The organism is Gammaproteobacteria bacterium (genome assembly GCA_019911805.1).
Taxonomy (GTDB): Bacteria; Pseudomonadota; Gammaproteobacteria; order Thiohalobacterales; family Thiohalobacteraceae; genus JAHJQQ01.
In genome coordinates this window covers 1-18,198 of sequence record JAIOJV010000048.1, presented here as the reverse complement: position 1 = coordinate 18,198, position 18,198 = coordinate 1, and the positions used below count along the sequence as shown (strand labels likewise).

Below are 18,198 nucleotides of genomic sequence, written 5' to 3'. Positions count from 1 at the left end.
CTCAGTCGACGTCCTGCGCGGCCGGTGCCGTCGTTGCCGCGCGGCGCCGGCGCCAGAAGATCACGCCGCCGACGAACGCGGCGATCAACGCGTTGACCAACACGAACAGCGAGACGACCAGACCGATATTGATCCCGGATTCGGGCGCTGTGCCGGCGGCCTGCGCCTCGGCCGCGGATGCAACCTCCGGCTCGGTTGCTGCAGGTACCGTAGCCGGCTCGTCTGCGACGGCCGGTGCCGCCGTCTGCGCGACCGCGACGTCTGCTGCCACGGCCTCCACGAACAGGGTCTTTTCCCGCTCGAAGGTCCCGCCGCTGGCGGTCACCCGCACGCGCTGTTGCCCGGGCTGTGTGAAGACGACGGGCTGGCTGAACACACCATCGCCACCGGCACGGTCACCGTTCAGGCCCGTGTCCGCCAGCGCCACCTCGCTCAGCGTGCCGTCGGGATGGAAGATCTGCAGCTGAAAGCGCGTCTGCGCGAGCAATTCATCTGCGGTGATGATTTCGCCATTCTGCACCAGCCAGGCCTCGGCGGCCTGTTCGCTGCCCACATAGACGGGTGTCTCGCCAAGGTACGCATCCATGCCGAGATCGGTCACGATATAGGCACGGCTGTCGCGATCGTCGCTGGCCAGCAGACGCCAGCGGCCGGCTTGCGGCCGCGGCACGGTGATCATGTCGAACTGCTCAGATTCGAACCAGCGCACCCCCTCGCCCGCAGCGGTCGCAGCGAGCGTCCGGCCCTCTGGTGTCTCCAGGCGGATCTTCACCGCAGGCGTGGCCTTCGAGGCCACGACCGTGACCTCGGCAACGGCCGCGTCGACCTGGAATTCGCCACCGCGGATGGGCAGCATGTCGGGCTGTTTGGCACGCTCGAAGATCTGGCTGAAGGCCGCTTGCAGTTCGTGATCGTTGGAGGCCAGGCGCGACATGCCCGCGGTGCGCGCCGCCATCTCGTGCAGTAACGCCATGTCCGAGGCCTCGGTGAAGGCGATGGTGTAGACCTCGATGCCGGCCGCAGCCAGGGCGGGAAGTGTCTCGCCACGGATCTTGTCGAGCAACGCCCGGTCACGCTCGAAGTCGCCGGTATCCATGCGGCCGTCGGACATCAGCAGCAGCAGGCGACGGCGTTCCAGATCAGGGCTGCGATCCGGTAGATCATCGCCTTGCAATAGCGCCACGCCCGCCGTCAATGCGGCATGCAGGTTGGTGTAGGCGCCCTTGGCCGAGACCTTGTCGACACCCTGCAGCAGCCGCTCGCGATTGGCGCCGGTGGTCGGCGTGAGCCGCGTCACCGGATAGCCGGCATCACTGAAACTGACCAGTCCGACGCGGTCCTCGACGCCCAGTAGTGAGATGAACAGTTTCGCCGCCGGTACGCGCAAGCGCCGCGGGTCGGTCTCCCGCATGCTGCCGGAGCTATCGATGACGAGCACCGCGTCGACGCCGGATCGGCCCGCCGTCGCCGGGGCACTCGCGAACGACGCCGGTACCGCCAGAATTCCGCTGAGGACGATCCAGATGCAGCCGATGCGGGCGCCAGAGGACCTGCGCGGTCGGCGACGGCCGCAGTGCTTGCGTCGCGCTGCGCTGTCATTCGTCATAGCCAGCACCTCTTCAGTAAATCTTTTAAAATCATGTCTTTAAATAACGGCAGCGCTACCCTGGCCACAGCGTGGTGACGGTAACGACCGTGAGATCCGACAGTAATTCAAAGATTTACCTGCAAGAGCCAAGCCAGGACAGGCGGACAAGGCGATCGATTCGCCTTGACGGCACACCGCCCTCAGCGACGCACCAGCTGATAGGCCTGTTCAGTCAGGCGCGTCAGGCCACGCGCCTTGAAGCCGGGACTCTCGGCGAGGATATCCTGACCGGGGAGCGCGGCGATGGAAAAATGCGCGGCGTAGAGTTCTGCCACCTCCGCCGACGTGACGGCGAACGGTGGGCCATCCATCTCCGCCTGCGGGTAGTCGAGCGTGATCAGCAGCACGGGGGTGCCGGGCAACAGCAACGCTGCCAGCTGCCGCGCATAGCGCTGGCGCATCTCCGGTGGCAGCGCGATCAGCGATGCCCGGTCGTACACCGCCACCGGATGGCCGAGATCCGCCTGCCGGAGATCGAAGAAATCACCCTCCAGCAGCGTGATCTCGGCGGTCCGATGCACTCGGAAACGGTCGTCTGCATCCACCTGCGGCTGCAGATCGCTCTCGGCGAAGAAGGCCTGTACGGCGATGGGACTGATCTCCACGCCAATGACACGGTAGCCCTCGCCCGTCAGCCACAGCATATCGCGGCTCTTGCCGCACAGTGGCACGAACACACGCCCGGCGTGCGGTGCCTGCAGCCGCGGCCAGTAGCGCGGCAGATATGGATTGATATCCGGTTGATGAAAACCGATTTCGTTGGCCTCCCAACGCGCAAGCCAGAAACTTGGATCCATGCACAGTCCTCAGTCAAAAATCAAAAATACTGTTGGCCACGGAAACACACGGAACAACACGGCAAAGGTTCATTGTGTAAAACCCGAAAACCAAACCGCGGGGAATGATCCGGGGTTTACCTATGAAGCCTCTGATTAATCCGTCATTGCAAGCGAAGCGAAGCAATGACGGTACGACGAATTAATCAGAGGCTCCCCATTAGGATTCTTTCCGTGTTGTTCCGTGTGTTTCCGTGGCCAATAATCGAGTGACGGCGTAGCGCAACACCTGTCCAGACTCCAAGCACCAATCATTTCGAAATCCTTTGTGTCCTTCGCGGTAAAAGTTGGCTTTTAAAATGACGCCAGCTCCGATCGCGCACATGACGTACATTCTCGGTGAGACTGCCGGTATTTTGCCCTTGTCCGTGTTGTTCCGTGGATTCCGTGGCCAGAAACGCTTGGCTGCGGAAGGTGACCGGATCACCGCTCAGCCCAGCCGCGCAGACAATTCGCGCGCGGTGTCCTGGAGCAGTTCCACCCACTCATCACGGCGCCGTTCGATGGGCGCCGAGATCGACAGGCCGGCGACGATCTCGTCGCTGTCGTCATGCACCAGCACACCGATGCAGCCGACCCCGGTCTCGGCCTCTTCGTCATCATAGGCGAAGCCGGCACGCAGGCAACCGGAGACATGCTGCACCAGCTGTTCCTCGTCAATGAGGCTGTAGCGCGTGTAGCCCGGCAGACCGGTACGCTGCGCATATGCCCGGCACGCGTCGGCGCCACCCTCGCCCAGCATCAGCTTGCCGACCGCGGTCACGTGCAGGGGCGCGCGGCTGCCGACGCGCTGTTCCACGCGCATCATGCGCTCGGGCAGCGCCCGATCGAGATAGACCACTTCGTCGCCTTGGCGCACGGTGAGGTTCACCGTCTCGCCGATGCGGTCGCGCAAGGCCTCCATCAACGGCCGTGCCGCGCGGCGCAGATCCTGGTGCGAGGCCACGCGGTTGCCCCATTGCAGCAGGCGGATACCCAGCCGGTAGTGGCTGCCCTCGCGCGCGACCAGGCCGTTCTCGATGGCCGCGGCCAGGATGCGGAAGGCCGTGGACGGATGCAGCCCGGTGTCGGCAGCCAGCACTTTCAGGCTGACTGCATCCCGCTGGCGGGCGAGGGCCTCCAACAGCGCGGTCAAACGATCGATGACCTGGACCGAACCGGTGTGGGACTCAGGAGATTTTGTTGTCATAAATTTCACGATACGGAATCGATTGCGGATTGCGGAATCATAGCCGACCCCGTATCGTACGTGCAACTGAGATTTTCAGCAGGAGTCCACCCATGAGCAGTACCCCCGAACTCACGTTGACCACAGGCGACTTCCGCGACGGCATCCACTATTACGGCCAACCCTGGCCGGGCGCCGACCGGTTCGCCGCCACGCCGGCCATCGCCGCAGGCGCGACCGCCATCACCGACCCGGCCGACCCGGCCGCAGTATTCCAGACCCTGCTGGCAGCCGACGCCTTGCGCTACCTCACCCTGCAGGTCTGCGGCAGCAAGGCCTCCGGCCATCCGGGCGGCTATGCCTCCTCGGCCGAGGCCCATGCCGCGCTGCTGATGCTCGGTCACAAACACATCGTCACCGAGGTGGGTCACCACGCCCCCGGCTTCTACAGCGCCATGTTTCTCGACGGCTCACTCGCGGCGATGGATATCCGCACCGTGGCCGATCTGTGCGCACGCTTCCGCGAACGTCATGGTCTGCTCGGCCACCTGTCCGGCGCCATCCCCGGTCTGCTCGCCCCGGCCGGTCCTTTGGGTCAGGGCCAGCACTTCGCCATGGGCGGCGCCCTGCTCAACCCCGGCACCTTGTTCCCCGTGACCCTCGGTGACGGCGGCCTGGGCGAGCCCTACATCATGTCCGCGTTCATGCACTTCAAGACCGCGTTCCCGCAGGTGACCAACTTCCTGCCGGTGCTGGTGTGGAACGGCTACAGCCAGGAGCACCATTCCATGGTGTCGCTGCTGTCCAATGAGGCGATGATCGGTTATTGGAAGGCACATGGTTTCGAGGATGTGATTCTGGTCGATGCCAAGGATTTCGACGACCGCGATCAGGACGGTGCCTATGTCGACAGCACACGCTTCTCGCCCACGCAGCGGCTGGCCTTCCAGGGCGCTGTGCTCGAAGGTATCGAGCGCGCGGCCAGGCAGGCACTGGGCGGCCGGCTCACAGCCTTCATCATCAAACAGCTCAAGGGGGCGGGCGTGCACGCCCTCGGCGCCAAGGCGCATAACCTGTATCCGGCCGACACCCTGGATGCCGAGCGCATCATGGACGGCCTCAAGCGCCGTGCACTGCCCATGGATACCTGGGAACTGGTACGCACGAATCTCACCCGTGCCGGCGGCGGTCCCGCGGGCCAGACCGTGGCCACTGAGCGTGAGCGCACCCTGCCCGATCTCGGCGTGCTGCCGCTGCAGGAATTCCCGGTCGGTGAGCAGCAGGTGCCGGCCACCGCCTTCGGTGCCGTGGTCGCCGCCGTGGGCCAGCGCGATCCGTCTTTCATCGTAAGCAATGCCGACGGCAACGAGGCCTCGGCGATGAAGAATATCAACGACGCATTGAAGATCCGCCATCCGACGACCGACCCGCTGTACAACCAGTCGCCGCACGGGCAGGTCTACGAACCGTTGAGCGAAGACGCGTGCGCCGGCCTGGCCGCGGCCATCGCCCTGTTCGGTGGCCGTTCACTGTGGCTGTCCTACGAGAGCTTCGCCATCAACGGCTGGCCGATCGTGCAAACAGTTTCACAGGCGCTGGCCGAACTACGCCGCAGGACACCCTCGCAGGTGAACATGTTCACTGCCGGTGCGTTGGAACAGGGTCGTAACGGCTGGACACATCAACGCCCCGAGCTCGAAGCGTATTGTGCCGCAATGATGCGCAACGGCAATCATTACCCCTTGTTCCCGTGCGACGCCAATATGATCCAGGCGGCCTACGACTGGGCGCTGGGCACCCACAACAAATCCATCGCCATCTTCGCTTCGAAGACGGCGCTGCCGGTGCGCATCACCCTCGCACAGGCACGTGCGGCCATCGAAGACGGTGCCGTAACACTGTACGAGACCGCGCATGGCACCGGCCCGCTGATCGTCATGGCGGTGGCCGGCGACATGATCCTGCTGCCGGTGTTCACGGCGAAAGACCGCCTGGAGCAGACCGGCGTGCGCGTACGCATCGTCAGCGTGGCCAACCCACGCCGACTGTATCGCCCCGGCGACGTGAGCTGGGACACTGTCAGCGAACCGGACGGAAAGTTCATGGACGACACGTGTTTCGCGCAGCTGTTCGACGCCGACGCCCTGCTCGCCGTCAGCGGCGGCCCGAGCGCGACGCTGGAACCGGTGCTGCTGCGCAGTTCGACCAAGCGCGACGCCCTGTGCTGGCAACGCGGCGAGACCGTCGCCACGCCCGGTGAGCTGATGAATTTCAACGGCGTGGACGCCCCGGTGATCGAGGCACGGGCGCGGGTGTTGTTGGGACGGTGATTAAACTCTTTCATGAACCGCTATGAACCGCTATGAACCGCCAAGACGCGGAGGACGCCAAGAAAGAGTATTGAACCGCCAAGGCGCCAAGACGCCAAGATAAAGCTGGTTGAATGTAAAAACCGACAGGCAGCCACAGGAGAACACGCGACACTGGACAACCGGCTGATCCTTACATCATCAACTCTCTCTTGGCGTTCTTGGCGCCTTGGCGGTTCAAACATTCTTGATGTCTTGGCGTCTGGGCGCCTTGGCGGTTTAAAAAAGGCTTTTCTTGGCGTCCTCCGCGCCTTGGCGGTTCAAATATCCTTGATGTCTTGGCGTCTTGGCGCCTTGGCGGTTCAAAAAAGGTTTTTCTTGGCGTCCTCCGCGTCTTGGCGGTTCAAATGATCTGGTGGTTTACAACATCAAACGAGGCAGGCCGATGACCGCAACCAGACTCGTGGTGCTCGATGACGATCCGACCGGCTCGCAGACGGTGCATGGCTGTCTGCTGCTGCTGCGCTGGGATGTGGATACGTTGTACATGGCGCTGACAGATGCGGCACCGTTGTTCTTCGTGCTCACCAACACGCGTGGCATGGCTGCCCGCCGCGCAGCAGACATCACGCGCGAGGTCTGCCGCAATCTCAGGATCGCACTGGACGAACTCGCACGGACCGGACGCGCTGTCGAACCGATCATCATCAGCCGCTCGGACTCCACCCTGCGTGGCCACTATCCGGTCGAGACGGACGTCATCGCCGAGGAGCTGGGTCCTTTCGATGCACATTTCCTGATCCCCGCCTTCATCGAGGGCGGGCGCATCACCCGCGACGGTGTGCACTACCTGCTCGTCGACGGCCGGCCGGTGCCGGTTAACGAGACCGAGTTCGCGCGCGACTCGGTGTTCGGCTACCAACACGCCTTTCTGCCGGACTATGTCGAAGAGAAGACCCATGGGCGTATCCGTGCCGACCAGGTCGAGCATTTTGGCCTTGACGAGATCCGTGCTGGCTGTCTCGACCGTCTGTTGGCGCTCTCCGGCAATGTCGCCTGCGCAGTCGACGCGGAAACCCATGCCGATCTCACCGCCTTCGCCACGGACCTGAACGCGGCTGCCAGGTGCGGCAAGCGCTTCCTCTGCCGCGCCGCCGCCGGTATCGTCAGCGCCCTGGCCGCGCTGCCGCCGCAGCCGGTCGCCGCCGTAGACATGCACCGCTATGTGCGTAGCGACCGGCCCGGCGCGGTCGTGGTCGGCTCGCATGTCGGCAAGACCACGCGCCAGTTGCAGCGCCTGCTGGAGGAACCCGACGTTGCGCCCATCGAGGTCGATGTCACGCGCCTGCCCGACCAGGACCAGCAACTGCTCGGCAGTGTGCTCGAGCGCATCGAGGCCGCACATGCACGGCGTCTGACGATGGTGATCTTCACCAGCCGCAAGGAGATGATCTTCACCGATGAACAGACCCGCCTGGACTTTGGCGAGGTGGTGTCCGCGTTCCTGATGACGATCATTCATCGCCTCCCGGCCGATATCGGCTTCCTCATCAGCAAGGGCGGCATTACTTCGAACGATGTATTATCCCAGGGACTGGCGCTGCGCACGGCCCGGGTACTGGGCCAGATCCTGGCCGGCTGCTCGGTGGTACGCTGTCCGGACGATCACCCCCAATACCCGAATCTGCCGGTGGTAATCTTTCCTGGCAATGTCGGCGACGACGATGCACTCGCGACCGTGTTTCGGCGTCTGGCCGGGCCGGTGATCGCCGACCACCGTAAATCGGGGTGAGCACAACGAACCGCAACAGGATCACCACCTCCTGTTGATCAACCACGAAGGACACAAAGCAATTTCGTTCAGTTCCGTCGTGTCCTTGGTGTCCTTCGTGGTTAAATCTTCAGTCTGCTGAAAGTTGATGTGACGATGCCGCATAACATGGACAACCTGGACCGCAGACAGCAGCAGCGCACGCTGGCCGATGCGCTGTGCGCGATCCTCCCTGCGACCGCGGTGCTGGCCAGCGACGAGGCGTTGCGGCCCTACGAATGCGACGGGCTGTCAGCCTACCGCGAGCTGCCGCTGGCCGTGGTATTGCCCGAAACGATCGGGCAGGTGCAGGCGGTGCTGAGGCTCTGCCATGCGCGCAGAATCCCGGTCGTTGCGCGCGGCGCCGGTACCGGGCTGTCCGGTGGCGCATTGCCGCACGCCGATGGACTGGTCCTGAGCCTCGCACGCTTCAACCGGATCCTCTCCATCGACCCCGAGCAGCGCATCGCCCGGGTGCAACCCGGCGTGCGTAATCTTGCCATCTCCGACGCCGTCAAAGAGTACGGGCTCTACTACGCGCCGGACCCATCCTCGCAGATCGCCTGCACCATCGGTGGCAATGTCGCAGAGAATTCCGGTGGCGTGCATTGCCTGAAGTACGGGCTCACGGTACACAATATCCTGCGTCTGGAGATGCTCACTGCGGAGGGCGAACTGGTGTGCATCGGCAGCGAGGCCCTGGATTCTGCCGGCTATGACCTGCTCGCGCTGCTGACCGGTTCGGAAGGTATGCTGGGCGTGCTGACGGAGATCACGGTGCGTCTGCTGCCGCTGCCGGAACGCGCCCAGGTTGTGCTCGCCGCCTTCGACGATATCGAGAAGGCCGGCCAGGCCGTCGGCGACATCATCGGCGCAGGCGTCATTCCCGCCGGCCTGGAGATGATGGACCGCCTCGCCATCCGCGCTGCGGAGGATTTCGTGCACGCCGGCTATCCCGACTGTGAGGCGATCCTGCTATGTGAGATCGACGGCACCAACGAGGAGGTGTCGCAGCATATCCTGCAGGTACGCGAACTACTGCTCGCCGCCGGCGCGACCGAGGTGCGCACGGCGCGCGACGAGGCCGAGCGTCTGCGCTTCTGGGCAGGACGCAAGGCCGCCTTTCCCGCAGTGGGCCGCATCGCACCCGATTATTACTGCATGGACGGCACCATCCCGCGCCGTCATCTGCCGCAGGTGCTCAGGCGTATCGGCGAACTGTCGCGTGAATACGATCTGGCGGTCGCCAATGTCTTCCATGCCGGTGACGGCAATCTGCATCCGCTGATCCTCTATGACGCCAACCAACCCGGTGAGCTGCAGCGTACCGAGGAATTCGGCGGCCGGATCCTGGAGCTGTGTGTCGAGGTCGGTGGCACCATCACCGGGGAGCACGGTGTCGGCATGGAGAAGATCGGCCAGATGTGCGTGCAATTCCAGCCCGCCGAGCTGCAGCAGTTCCACGCGGTAAAGGCGGCCTTTGATCCGGACGGTCTGCTCAACCCCGGCAAGGCCGTGCCCACCCTGCACCGCTGCGCCGAATTCGGCGCCATGCACGTGCATCGCGGGCAGCTGAAGCACCCCGAATTGGAGCGGTTTTGAACATTTTCATCACGAAGTACACCAAGGACACCAAGGAAACCTCCACGTTATTTTCCCATGATTCTACTTTGTGTCCTTAGTGTCCTTTGTGGTTAATGGCTCTCATGTCGATGAATGTAACAGAAGCGCAGATAGCCGAGAGCATCCGTACCGCTGTCGCACGGAAAGCGCCGCTGATCGTCCGCGGGGGCGGCAGCAAGGACTTTCTCGGTCGGCGCATCGAGGGCGATCTGCTGGATATCTCGGGACTGCGCGGCATCGTCCAGTACGAGCCCACCGAACTGGTGATCACCGCGCGCGCCGGCACACCACTCGCCGAGGTCGAAGCGGCACTGGCGGAGCGTGGACAGATGCTCGGCTTCGAACCACCGCACTTCGGATCGGCAGCGACGCTCGGCGGTACGATCGCCTGCGGGCTGTCGGGACCGGCGCGGCCGTTCCGCGGCGCGGCGCGCGATTTCGTACTGGGCACGAAGATCATCAACGGCCGTGGTGAGATACTGCGTTTCGGCGGCGAGGTCATGAAGAATGTCGCGGGCTACGACGTATCGCGGCTGATGTGCGGCGCCTACGGCACGCTCGGCGTGCTGCTGGAGGTCTCACTGAAGGTGCTGCCCCGCCCGGCGGCTGAGGCCTTTCTGGCCCTGGAACTGGATGCTGTGGTTGCCAGGGGGCGTATGCTCGAATGGCAGCGCGAACCACTGCCGTTGGCGGGTCTGTGCTACGACGGCGAGTGTCTGCATGTGCGTCTGGCCGGCGCCGAGCGCGCCGTCGAGGCAGCCCGACGGCGTGTCGGTGGCGCGACCGATGCCACCGGCACGGGCTTCTGGGAAACCCTGCGCGAACAGCGCAGCCCCTTCTTCACCGGCAGCGGCGAGCTGTGGCGGGTCTCGATGCCGGTGGCGGCGCGTACCCCGGCCCTCGGCGGCAGACAGCTCATCGACTGGGGCGGTGCCCTGCACTGGCTGAAGACCACGGCGCCTGCCGACACCCTGTTCGCCACGGCGGCGGCCGGCGGCGGTCATGCCATGCGTTTTCGCGGCGCACAGGACGGCGCGGTATTCCAGCCGCTACCGGCGACGCTGCTCGTCCTGCAGCGCCGCCTCCGGCTGGCCTTCGATCCGCACCGCATCCTCAACCGCGGCAAACTCTATCCGGATCTCTGAGCTATGCAGACTTCACTCACCCCGGAGGTACTGGATACGCCCGCAGGCCGTGAGGCCGACGCCATCCTGCGCAGCTGCGTACATTGCGGTTTCTGTACGGCGACCTGTCCGACCTACCAACTGCTCGGCGACGAACTCGACGGGCCGCGTGGACGAATCTATCTCATCAAGCAGATGCTGGAGGGCCAGGTCGCCACCCGTGCGACCCAGTTGCACCTCGATCGCTGCCTGACCTGCCGTGCCTGCGAGACCACCTGCCCCTCGGGTGTGCGGTACGGTCGCCTGGTGGATATCGGCCGGGCCGTCGCCGAGCAGCGGATCGCGCGTCCCTGGCGGGAACGACTCTATCGGCGGCTGCTGCGTACGCTGATCCCGCATGCGGGACGTTTCGGTACGCTGCTGCGTATCAGCCAGGCCGTACGCCCCGCCCTGCCACGGGCACTACAGGACCAGATCCCGGTGCGGCAGGACGCGGGGGCGTGGCCGCCACCGCGCCATGCGCGGCGGATGCTGGTGCTGGCCGGCTGCGCGCAGGCGAGTACGACCCCCAACACCAATGCCGCCGCCGCCCGGGTGCTGGACCGGCTGGGCATTTCGCTGGTCGTCGCGCCGGCGGCCGGTTGCTGCGGCGCACTCAGCCATCACCTCAGCGCCACGGCCGAGGCGCACGCATTCATACGCCGCAACATCGATGCCTGGTGGCCGTATGTCGAAGACGGTATCGAGGCGATCGTAACGACGGCGAGTGGTTGCGGTGTGATGGTGAAAGACTACGGCGTGCTGCTGGCCCATGACGCACCCTATGCCGGGAAGGCCGCGCGCATCAGCGCGCTGACGCGCGATCTGGGTGAGGTGCTCGGTGCAGAAGAGCTGCTGCCTTTGCTGCAGCAACGGCAACCCCGCCGCATCGCGTTTCATGCGCCCTGCACGCTGCAGCACGGCCAGCGACTTGCCGGCACCGTCGAAGGTATCCTGACGAGACTGGGCTTCGAGCTCACCGAAGTGCGCGACAGTCACCTGTGCTGCGGATCGGCAGGCACTTATTCCTTGTTGCAACCCGCCCTGTCCACACGCCTGCGCGACGACAAACTCGCCCATCTCGAACGGCCCGGCCCGGAACTGATCGCCACCGCGAACGTCGGCTGTCAGCTGCACCTGCAAGGTGCGGCCCGCGTACCGGTGAGACACTGGATCGAGCTGCTCGATACGTGACCGTGACGCGGCATCCGCGGGACACCCGCCGCGCGTGCCACGCGTCATGGCCCCAGCGGGGCAACGCTCAGAGATCGGACCGGGGACCGGGTATGGATGCCCTGCCGGACGGTTTCAGTGGATCGTGGCAGCGCGGCGGGGCGCCTGCACCCCCGCACCGGACCCACCTGCAGCATCAGTGCTGATGTCCGCCTGGACCGTGCGCATGACCGTGGTCGAGTTCCTCGGCGGTGGCGTCGCGGACCGCGACGACGGTGACGTCGAAATTCAAGGTCTCGCCCGCCAGCGGATGATTGCCGTCGACGGTGACATGGGTATCGGTGACGCCGATCACGGTCACGACATGCTGGTGTTCACCATCGCTGGCGTGAAACTGCATGCCGACCTGGATGGTGTCGGTGGCGTCGAACATCTCCCGCGGGACTTCCTGCTGCATGGCGTCGTTGCGCTCGCCGTAGCCCTCGGCCGGTGGCACGGTAACCTTCAGGCTGTCGCCCGTCTGCTTTCCGGCAAGTGCATTCTCCAGGCCCGGAATGATGTTGTTCATGCCCTGGATGTAGACGAGCGGCTCCCCGCCCGTGGAACTGTCAATGACCTCCCCCTGTGCATCCGTCAGGGTGTAGTCGATGGACACGACCTTGTGCTTGGCAACTTGCATGGCGACTCCAACTGGCCCGAAATGAGGCGCTAGTTTAGTGATTTCGCCACCCCCTGCCAATCGCGCCGTGAAGCCGCGCAGTTCAGATGGATTCTACGAAGTACTCCAGTGCCTCCTGTTCCTGCTGAGAAATATCAATCAGCTGGAACCCTATCCAGTGGCGTTCCGGGCGGTCCGCCGGCGCGCACCAGAGGCACTCTGCACCGAAATACAAGGTATCGATGCCGTGGACGGGTCTGGGGACCTGCAGGCTCAGCTGAAAGATCGAGTGCGGCGCCAGAGGTGTGGCGGCGAACAACATGAAACCCGTGCTGGAGATGTTTACCAACTCGCCCACCACTCGTCCGGTATTCACATCGGTGACCGGCAGATCGGCCGCGACATCTTTGCGTATGGCACCGCGCTTCTCGGACATGTCACTCCCCCCTTGCGGCCGTCAAGGAGGCCGACTGCGTCTTGTCTCGTCCAAGCCATGCCAGGATGCTCTCCAGGGCCCGATCCAGAAACGGCTTGTGTTCCATGATGAGGATACGTGCCTGGCCGTCGCACAGCCGTTGCGCCAATTCCATCTTTGGATATTCGGCCGCCTTCACCCCCATGGCGTCCACGAACATATAATTCGATGAAATCTGACTGTGCCAGGCAAGCTTCCACCGATGGGTACGCACCCCGCCGGCTTCCTTGAATTCGAACCAGGTGTCGAACGCCAGCGAGCCGAGCCGTTCGAGCATCGCTGCCAGCTCGGGTGAACGGGGCGGTGCTACCTTCTTCACTGGAGGCGGCACCACCTCCACCGTTGGTGACGCCTTTACCGCTGGTGACGCCTTTACCGCTGGCGACGCCTTTACCGCTGGCGACGCCGTTACCGGTGGCGGCACCGGCTCCAGCGACGGCTGTGCCGACACCTCTGCCCGGGTGAGCAGCTCGTCCTGCCACTGGCTGAGCTGCGCCAGCAGCCGGTCATTGTCCCGGCGGCCGTAGGCGCGCAAGGCCTCCAACCCTTCGCGCAGCCGCGCGCGCAAGGCCGGCAGTGCCGCACGCAGCTCCGCCCGCGCGGCCTCGCCGCCACGCTGGTCGAGGCTGAACACAATGTCGTCCGCCAGCGTCAGTGCCAGTCGCCAGGGCGCGCTGTCTTCGCCGGATTTTTCCCGCAGCAGGATGAAGGTCAGTTTTTCCATCCACACCTGCCGCAGGAAATCCTGTGCCTCCGGTTGCAGCAAGCTGTGCCGCAGCCGTGCATCGATCTCCTCCTGGGCGCGTACGCGCGCATGCTGCAGCCTGGCCTGACCGTCCGCCATCTCGACCGAACGCTTTTCGATCATCTCCGCCTTCTGTTCGACCTCCCGCAGATGGGTGGTGAACTCATCTTGCAGTGCGTCGAACAGGCTGAGGTCATCCTTGAATTCAGCCAGAATGCGCTCGACCAGATGACGCATGCACGGGAAGATGCCACGCTCCAGGTCGTCCTCGCTCACCCAGCGTGCGCCGGCCTCGGCCATGACATCCAGCAGTCGTCGTGCCGGATGCTGTCGGTCGGTGAACAGATGCTGATCCAGGATCGCCACTTTGAGGTATGGGGTATGCAGGCGGCTGAGCAACGCCTTCACGACATTGGGCAACTGCTCATCCTGCAACATGTAATCGAACAGCATGCCGACCAGATCGATCACATCCGCATCGGCACTGGCGACACGGCGCCGGTCGACGCCGCCGTAGAGCCGCTGCCGCTCGTCGACGAGTGCGATTTTGAGTTTTTCGAGCAAGGCCTGATCGACACTGACCGTCTCGAAGATCTCGGCGTTGAAGCGACGGGTGACCTCTGCCTCGCTGTGCGCCTGCTGGATCGAATCGATGGTGCCGAGGATGGCCGTCCGCGAATTGGCTGCGACCGCCTCGGTCGGTGGCGGAATGCTGGCCTCCCGGCCGCGTGCGGTGCGGCGTACCGCCAGCAGCTCGCGGATCGTCTCGAAGGTCTCTTCGCCGAGGGTCTGTCCAAGCACTCCAGCCGCGGCCCGCCCGGACGAGCCGCGGGCCGTCGGGCCGGCGCCGGTGGCGTCCGAACCAGCGTCTGCGGCATCCGAACCGGCGCCTGCGGCGCCCGAATCAGTGCCTGCGGCACCCGGGCCCGACTTCACCTGGCGCGGATCAGGCTGCTTGCGGATCTCGTATTTGAGGTTGCGGAGAATACCCGCGTTGACCAACCGGCGGTTGTATTCCTCATACAGGCCCAGCAACTCACCCATCACGGCGCGGTCGAACACGGCATAGGCGACCATGCGTGTCTTGCCATCCATATCCAGCAGCCGGAAGGCATCACGGGCCGCCCGGGCGATCTGCGCCGGTCCGCCGGGCAGCTGCTCATCCTGCAGGCGGGTACCGCCGTTCACGACCGCCAGCCGCTGACTCAAGCCATAGAGCGGTTCGCTGTAGGTCGCCTGGGCCTTGGCCGTCATGTTCTGCAGCGGCAGCGATTCCTCGACCTCGCCTTTATCCACCAGGCGGAGTCCGCCCAGTGCCGGGGGTACCGCCGTACCAGCCCCATCTTCACCCGCCTCACCCTTGATGAAATCGCGAAAGCCCGTATCCACGGCTTTGAAAAAAACCTGTTCCAGATCACCGCGCTTGCGTTTGAACTCCTGCATGGCGGCGAAAAACCTGGCCTGGGCCGCATTGCTCTCCGCCTTGGAGGCGAACTCGAGCAGCGCCACATCGGCATTGTCGAATACCGACGCGAACAGCGGCACGAGGTGGGTGCGGGCCATCTGGCGACAGCCCTGTACCAGGTCTTTGAAACGCGGGGGCAACGGTGTGCTGCGGGTGGGTCCTTGGGTACTCATGGCATTCCTGTGCTCGATGGGGGCCACATCGGACACTCAGACGGTGTCTTCGAGACACAGGAATCGGCCGCCGGATCACCAGCTTTAACCCGAAAATCGTATTTGCCACGGAAGTACGCGGAAAAACACGGACGAGATCATGCGCATCACGCAGCAGCCCTCTTCACCCGTCAGGTGCTGAGCCCGGGCTTCACATGTTTGTTTTATTTCGGTGCCTTCCGTGTGCTTCCGTGGCTGCATTGGGTTTTGGGTTTGCGAAGGACGCCATCGACAGCCCGCCAGGGCGTCATCCGCCCAGCAGCGCGCGCAGACCGGCCTCGTCCAGCACCGTGACGCCAAGTTCCTGCGCCTTGGCGAGCTTGGAGCCGGGGTCGGCACCGGCCACGACGTAATCGGTCTTTTTTGAAACGCTGCCACTGACCTTGGCGCCTAGTGCCTGCAGACGCGCCTTGGCCTCGTCGCGGGTCATACCGTCGAGGGAACCGGTAAGGACGAAGGTCTTGCCGACGAGCGGCAGTACCGCGGCTGGCACGACCTTCACGTCCTGCCAGCCTACGCCGGCCGCGCGTAATCGTTCGATGACGCGCAGATTGTGGGGCTCGGTGAAAAACCGGGTGATGCGTTCGGCGACCTCGGGGCCGACGTCGGGAACCTGCTGCAGGGCCTCGGCCTGGAGCCGCCGGGCGCGCGCGGCGGCGGTCTCGTCGTCATCCTCGGCGAGCGCCCGGGCGTAGCTGTCGGCAGCGTCGACCAGCGCCTCAAGGCTACCGAAGTGGGCCGCGAGCGCGGCGGCGGTTGCCTCCCCGACATCCGGGATACCCAGCGCGAACAGGAAGCGCGCCAGCGTCGTAGCACGGCTCTGCTCGAGTGCGGCCAGCAGGTTCTCCGCCGATTTCGGCCCCATGCGTTCCAGCCCGGCCAGCTGCGCGGCGGTCAGCGCGTAGAGGTCGGCAGCGTCCGTGATCAGGCCGCGCTCCACCAGTTGATCGGCCAGCTTGTCGCCGAGGCCTTCGATGTCCATGGCGCGGCGTGAGGCGAAATGCCGGATCGCCTCCTTGCGCTGCGCCGGGCAATACAGCCCGGCCGTGCAGTGCCAGTCGGCCGCACCCTCCTCACGGGCGATGGCGCTGCCACACACGGGACAGCGGCCCTGCAGCCGCTGGTAGAGATCGAAGGGGCCGCCCGCGTCCTGCGGCCGCCGCTCCAGCAGTACGCTGACCACCTCCGGGATGACGTCGCCGGCGCGACGCACGATCACGGTGTCGCCGCGGCGCACATCCTTGCGGCGCACCTCGTCCTCGTTGTGCAGAGTGGCGTTGGTGACGGTGACCCCGCCGACGAACACCGGCTCCAGCTTGGCCACGGGCGTGAGCCTGCCGGTGCGGCCGACCTGGATGTCGATGTCGCGCACCACGGTGAGCTGCTCCTGGGCGGGATACTTGTGCGCCACCGCCCAGCGCGGCTCGCGGGTGACGAAGCCGAGCCGCGCCTGCAGGGCCAGGCTGTTGACCTTGTAGACCACACCGTCGATGTCGAAGGGGAGCGCGTCGCGCCGGGCGGCGATCTGCCGATGGAAACCCATCAAGCCCTCGGCACCGAGCACGACGGCGCGGTCCGTGCACACCGGTACGCCCATGCCCATGAGCGCGTCGAGCACGGCGCTGTGGGTCTCCGGCACGGCCCAGCCCTGTACCTCACCCAGGCCGTAGGCGAAGAAGCTCAGCGGCCGGCCGGCGGCGATCGCCGGATCGAGCTGGCGGATCGAACCGGCGGCGGCATTCCGCGGATTCACGAAGGCCTTCCCGCCGGTATCCCGCTGCCGTTGATTGAGGCGCTCGAAGTCGTCACGGCGCATATAGATCTCGCCACGCACTTCCAGCACCGGTGCGTCGATGGCCTGCAGCCGCAGGGGAATGCTGGCAACGGTACGCACGTTCTGGGTGACGTCCTCGCCGACCTGACCGTCACCGCGGGTAGCGGCCTGTACCAGCACGCCCCGCTCGTAGCGCAGACCGATGGCGAGGCCGTCGAACTTGAGCTCGGCGGCGTATTCGACCGGTGGATCATCGGCATCCAGCTGCAACTCGCGCCGGATGCGTGCATCGAAGCTGCTGGCGCCGCTCGCCGTGGTATCCGTCTCGGTGCGGATGGAGAGCATCGGCACGGCGTGACGCACCGACGCGAAACGTTCCAGCGGCGCGCCACCGACGCGCTGGGTGGGTGAGTCGGGCGTGATCAGCTCGGGGTGTTCCGCCTCGAGCTGCTGCAGCTCGCGGAACAGGCGGTCATATTCGGCATCCGGGATCTCGGGGGCGTCGAGTGCATAATAAAGGTGATCGTGATGCTGCAGCAGCCGGCGCAGTTCAGCGCTGCGCTGTACGGCTGACGTGGTGGTGCCCATGGCGTGCTCAGGGGGACCGGGGCAGGCGCAGGCGGCGTTCGTACTGCTGCACCTCGTCGCGCAGATGCTCGAGGGACTGGCGGCTCACCGCGCTGCGGCTGCGGTCGCGCAACTCACCGCCGAGCTGCCCGGCCAGTTGCTGCGCGGTCGCGGCGAACACGTCGAAGGCGCGTAGCGGGCTCATCGGGCCGGGAAGCTGCAGAAACAGGCTCAGGCCGGGCGTACCCTTCCCGGCCAGCAGTTCGGGTTCCAGGGTCCCGGGCTCGACCAGATTGGCGACGCCGAAGACCGGCGTGCCGCTCGAGCTGCCGTCCGCATAACGCTGATAGATGTGTGTCTCGTCGTACCGCAGCCCCGCCTGCCCCAGGGCCTCCGCCACCGCGCCGCCGGCTTCGGCGGAAGAAAAGATCGTCGCCCTCTATGTCGTCGCACCGCCGGGGCAGCCGTTCGCCGGCGTCGCGGTGGCGGAGGCCCTGGGGCAGGCGGGGCTGCGGTACGACGAGACACACATCTATCAGCGTTATGCGGACGGCAGCTCGAGCGGCACGCCG

14 protein-coding genes are annotated in these 18,198 nt (G+C 65.2%); 6 read left to right on the top strand and 8 right to left on the bottom strand.

The window, feature by feature from the left end; all coding sequences use genetic code 11:
• Position 1: 1 nt before the first annotated feature.
• The 3 genes from K8I04_04565 to K8I04_04555 form a co-directional block, all read right to left on the bottom strand.
• A complete protein-coding gene (locus tag K8I04_04565; protein MBZ0070981.1) occupies positions 2–1,606 on the bottom strand; it encodes a VWA domain-containing protein in 1,605 nt (534 codons plus the stop codon).
• Between the two features lie 182 nt (positions 1,607–1,788).
• Positions 1,789–2,445 carry a thiopurine S-methyltransferase gene (locus K8I04_04560; GenBank protein ID MBZ0070980.1) on the bottom strand — a complete coding sequence of 219 codons (657 nt, stop codon included), beginning with the start codon at positions 2,443–2,445 and terminating at the stop codon, positions 1,789–1,791.
• A gap of 469 nt (positions 2,446–2,914) precedes the next feature.
• Entirely contained in the window at positions 2,915–3,673 is a 759-nt protein-coding gene (locus tag K8I04_04555; protein MBZ0070979.1) for an IclR family transcriptional regulator, read from the bottom strand.
• A 92-nt stretch (positions 3,674–3,765) separates the two neighbouring features.
• Here K8I04_04555 and K8I04_04550 point away from each other — a divergent pair, with 92 nt between their 5' ends.
• From K8I04_04550 to glcF, 5 genes are all read left to right on the top strand, one after another.
• The gene (locus K8I04_04550) at positions 3,766–5,982 is read left to right on the top strand and encodes a phosphoketolase (GenBank protein MBZ0070978.1); all 2,217 of its coding nucleotides are present in this window, start codon (positions 3,766–3,768) and stop codon (positions 5,980–5,982) included.
• A gap of 424 nt (positions 5,983–6,406) precedes the next feature.
• Positions 6,407–7,753, top strand: coding sequence for a four-carbon acid sugar kinase family protein (locus K8I04_04545; protein ID MBZ0070977.1), 1,347 nt, complete (start codon positions 6,407–6,409; stop codon positions 7,751–7,753).
• Positions 7,754–7,888: 135 nt separating this feature from the next.
• Positions 7,889–9,373, top strand: a complete 1,485-nt coding sequence (locus tag K8I04_04540; GenBank protein ID MBZ0070976.1) for an FAD-binding protein — start codon at positions 7,889–7,891, stop codon at positions 9,371–9,373.
• Positions 9,374–9,477: 104 nt separating this feature from the next.
• The gene (gene glcE / locus K8I04_04535) at positions 9,478–10,539 is read left to right on the top strand and encodes a glycolate oxidase subunit GlcE (protein ID MBZ0070975.1); all 1,062 of its coding nucleotides are present in this window, start codon (positions 9,478–9,480) and stop codon (positions 10,537–10,539) included.
• A gap of 3 nt (positions 10,540–10,542) precedes the next feature.
• A complete protein-coding gene (gene glcF, locus K8I04_04530; GenBank protein ID MBZ0070974.1) occupies positions 10,543–11,751 on the top strand; it encodes a glycolate oxidase subunit GlcF in 1,209 nt (402 codons plus the stop codon).
• A gap of 175 nt (positions 11,752–11,926) precedes the next feature.
• Here the strand turns inward: glcF and K8I04_04525 are convergent, their stop codons facing one another.
• The 5 genes from K8I04_04525 to K8I04_04505 all read right to left on the bottom strand — a co-directional run bounded on the left by K8I04_04525 (position 11,927) and on the right by K8I04_04505 (position 18,026).
• Positions 11,927–12,409: a peptidylprolyl isomerase gene (locus K8I04_04525; GenBank protein ID MBZ0070973.1), complete on the bottom strand. Its 483-nt coding sequence runs from the start codon at positions 12,407–12,409 to the stop codon at positions 11,927–11,929.
• An 82-nt stretch (positions 12,410–12,491) separates the two neighbouring features.
• On the bottom strand, positions 12,492–12,824 hold the full coding sequence (locus K8I04_04520; GenBank protein ID MBZ0070972.1) for a PilZ domain-containing protein: 333 nt from the start codon (positions 12,822–12,824) through the stop codon (positions 12,492–12,494).
• Between the two features lies 1 nt (position 12,825).
• Positions 12,826–15,246 carry a DUF1631 domain-containing protein gene (locus K8I04_04515; GenBank protein MBZ0070971.1) on the bottom strand — a complete coding sequence of 807 codons (2,421 nt, stop codon included), beginning with the start codon at positions 15,244–15,246 and terminating at the stop codon, positions 12,826–12,828.
• Between the two features lie 286 nt (positions 15,247–15,532).
• Positions 15,533–17,647 (bottom strand): NAD-dependent DNA ligase LigA, encoded by a 2,115-nt coding sequence (ligA, locus tag K8I04_04510; GenBank protein ID MBZ0070970.1) that lies wholly within the window; start codon positions 17,645–17,647, stop codon positions 15,533–15,535.
• A gap of 7 nt (positions 17,648–17,654) precedes the next feature.
• Complete coding sequence (locus K8I04_04505; GenBank protein ID MBZ0070969.1) at positions 17,655–18,026, bottom strand: cell division protein ZipA C-terminal FtsZ-binding domain-containing protein; 372 nt, start codon at positions 18,024–18,026, stop codon at positions 17,655–17,657.
• On the opposite strand from K8I04_04505, the gene K8I04_04500 reads away from it, so the two are divergent.
• On the top strand, positions 17,977–18,198 hold a 222-nt coding region (locus tag K8I04_04500), incomplete at its 3' end, for a cell division protein ZipA C-terminal FtsZ-binding domain-containing protein (protein MBZ0070968.1). The genes K8I04_04505 and K8I04_04500 overlap by 50 nt on opposite strands.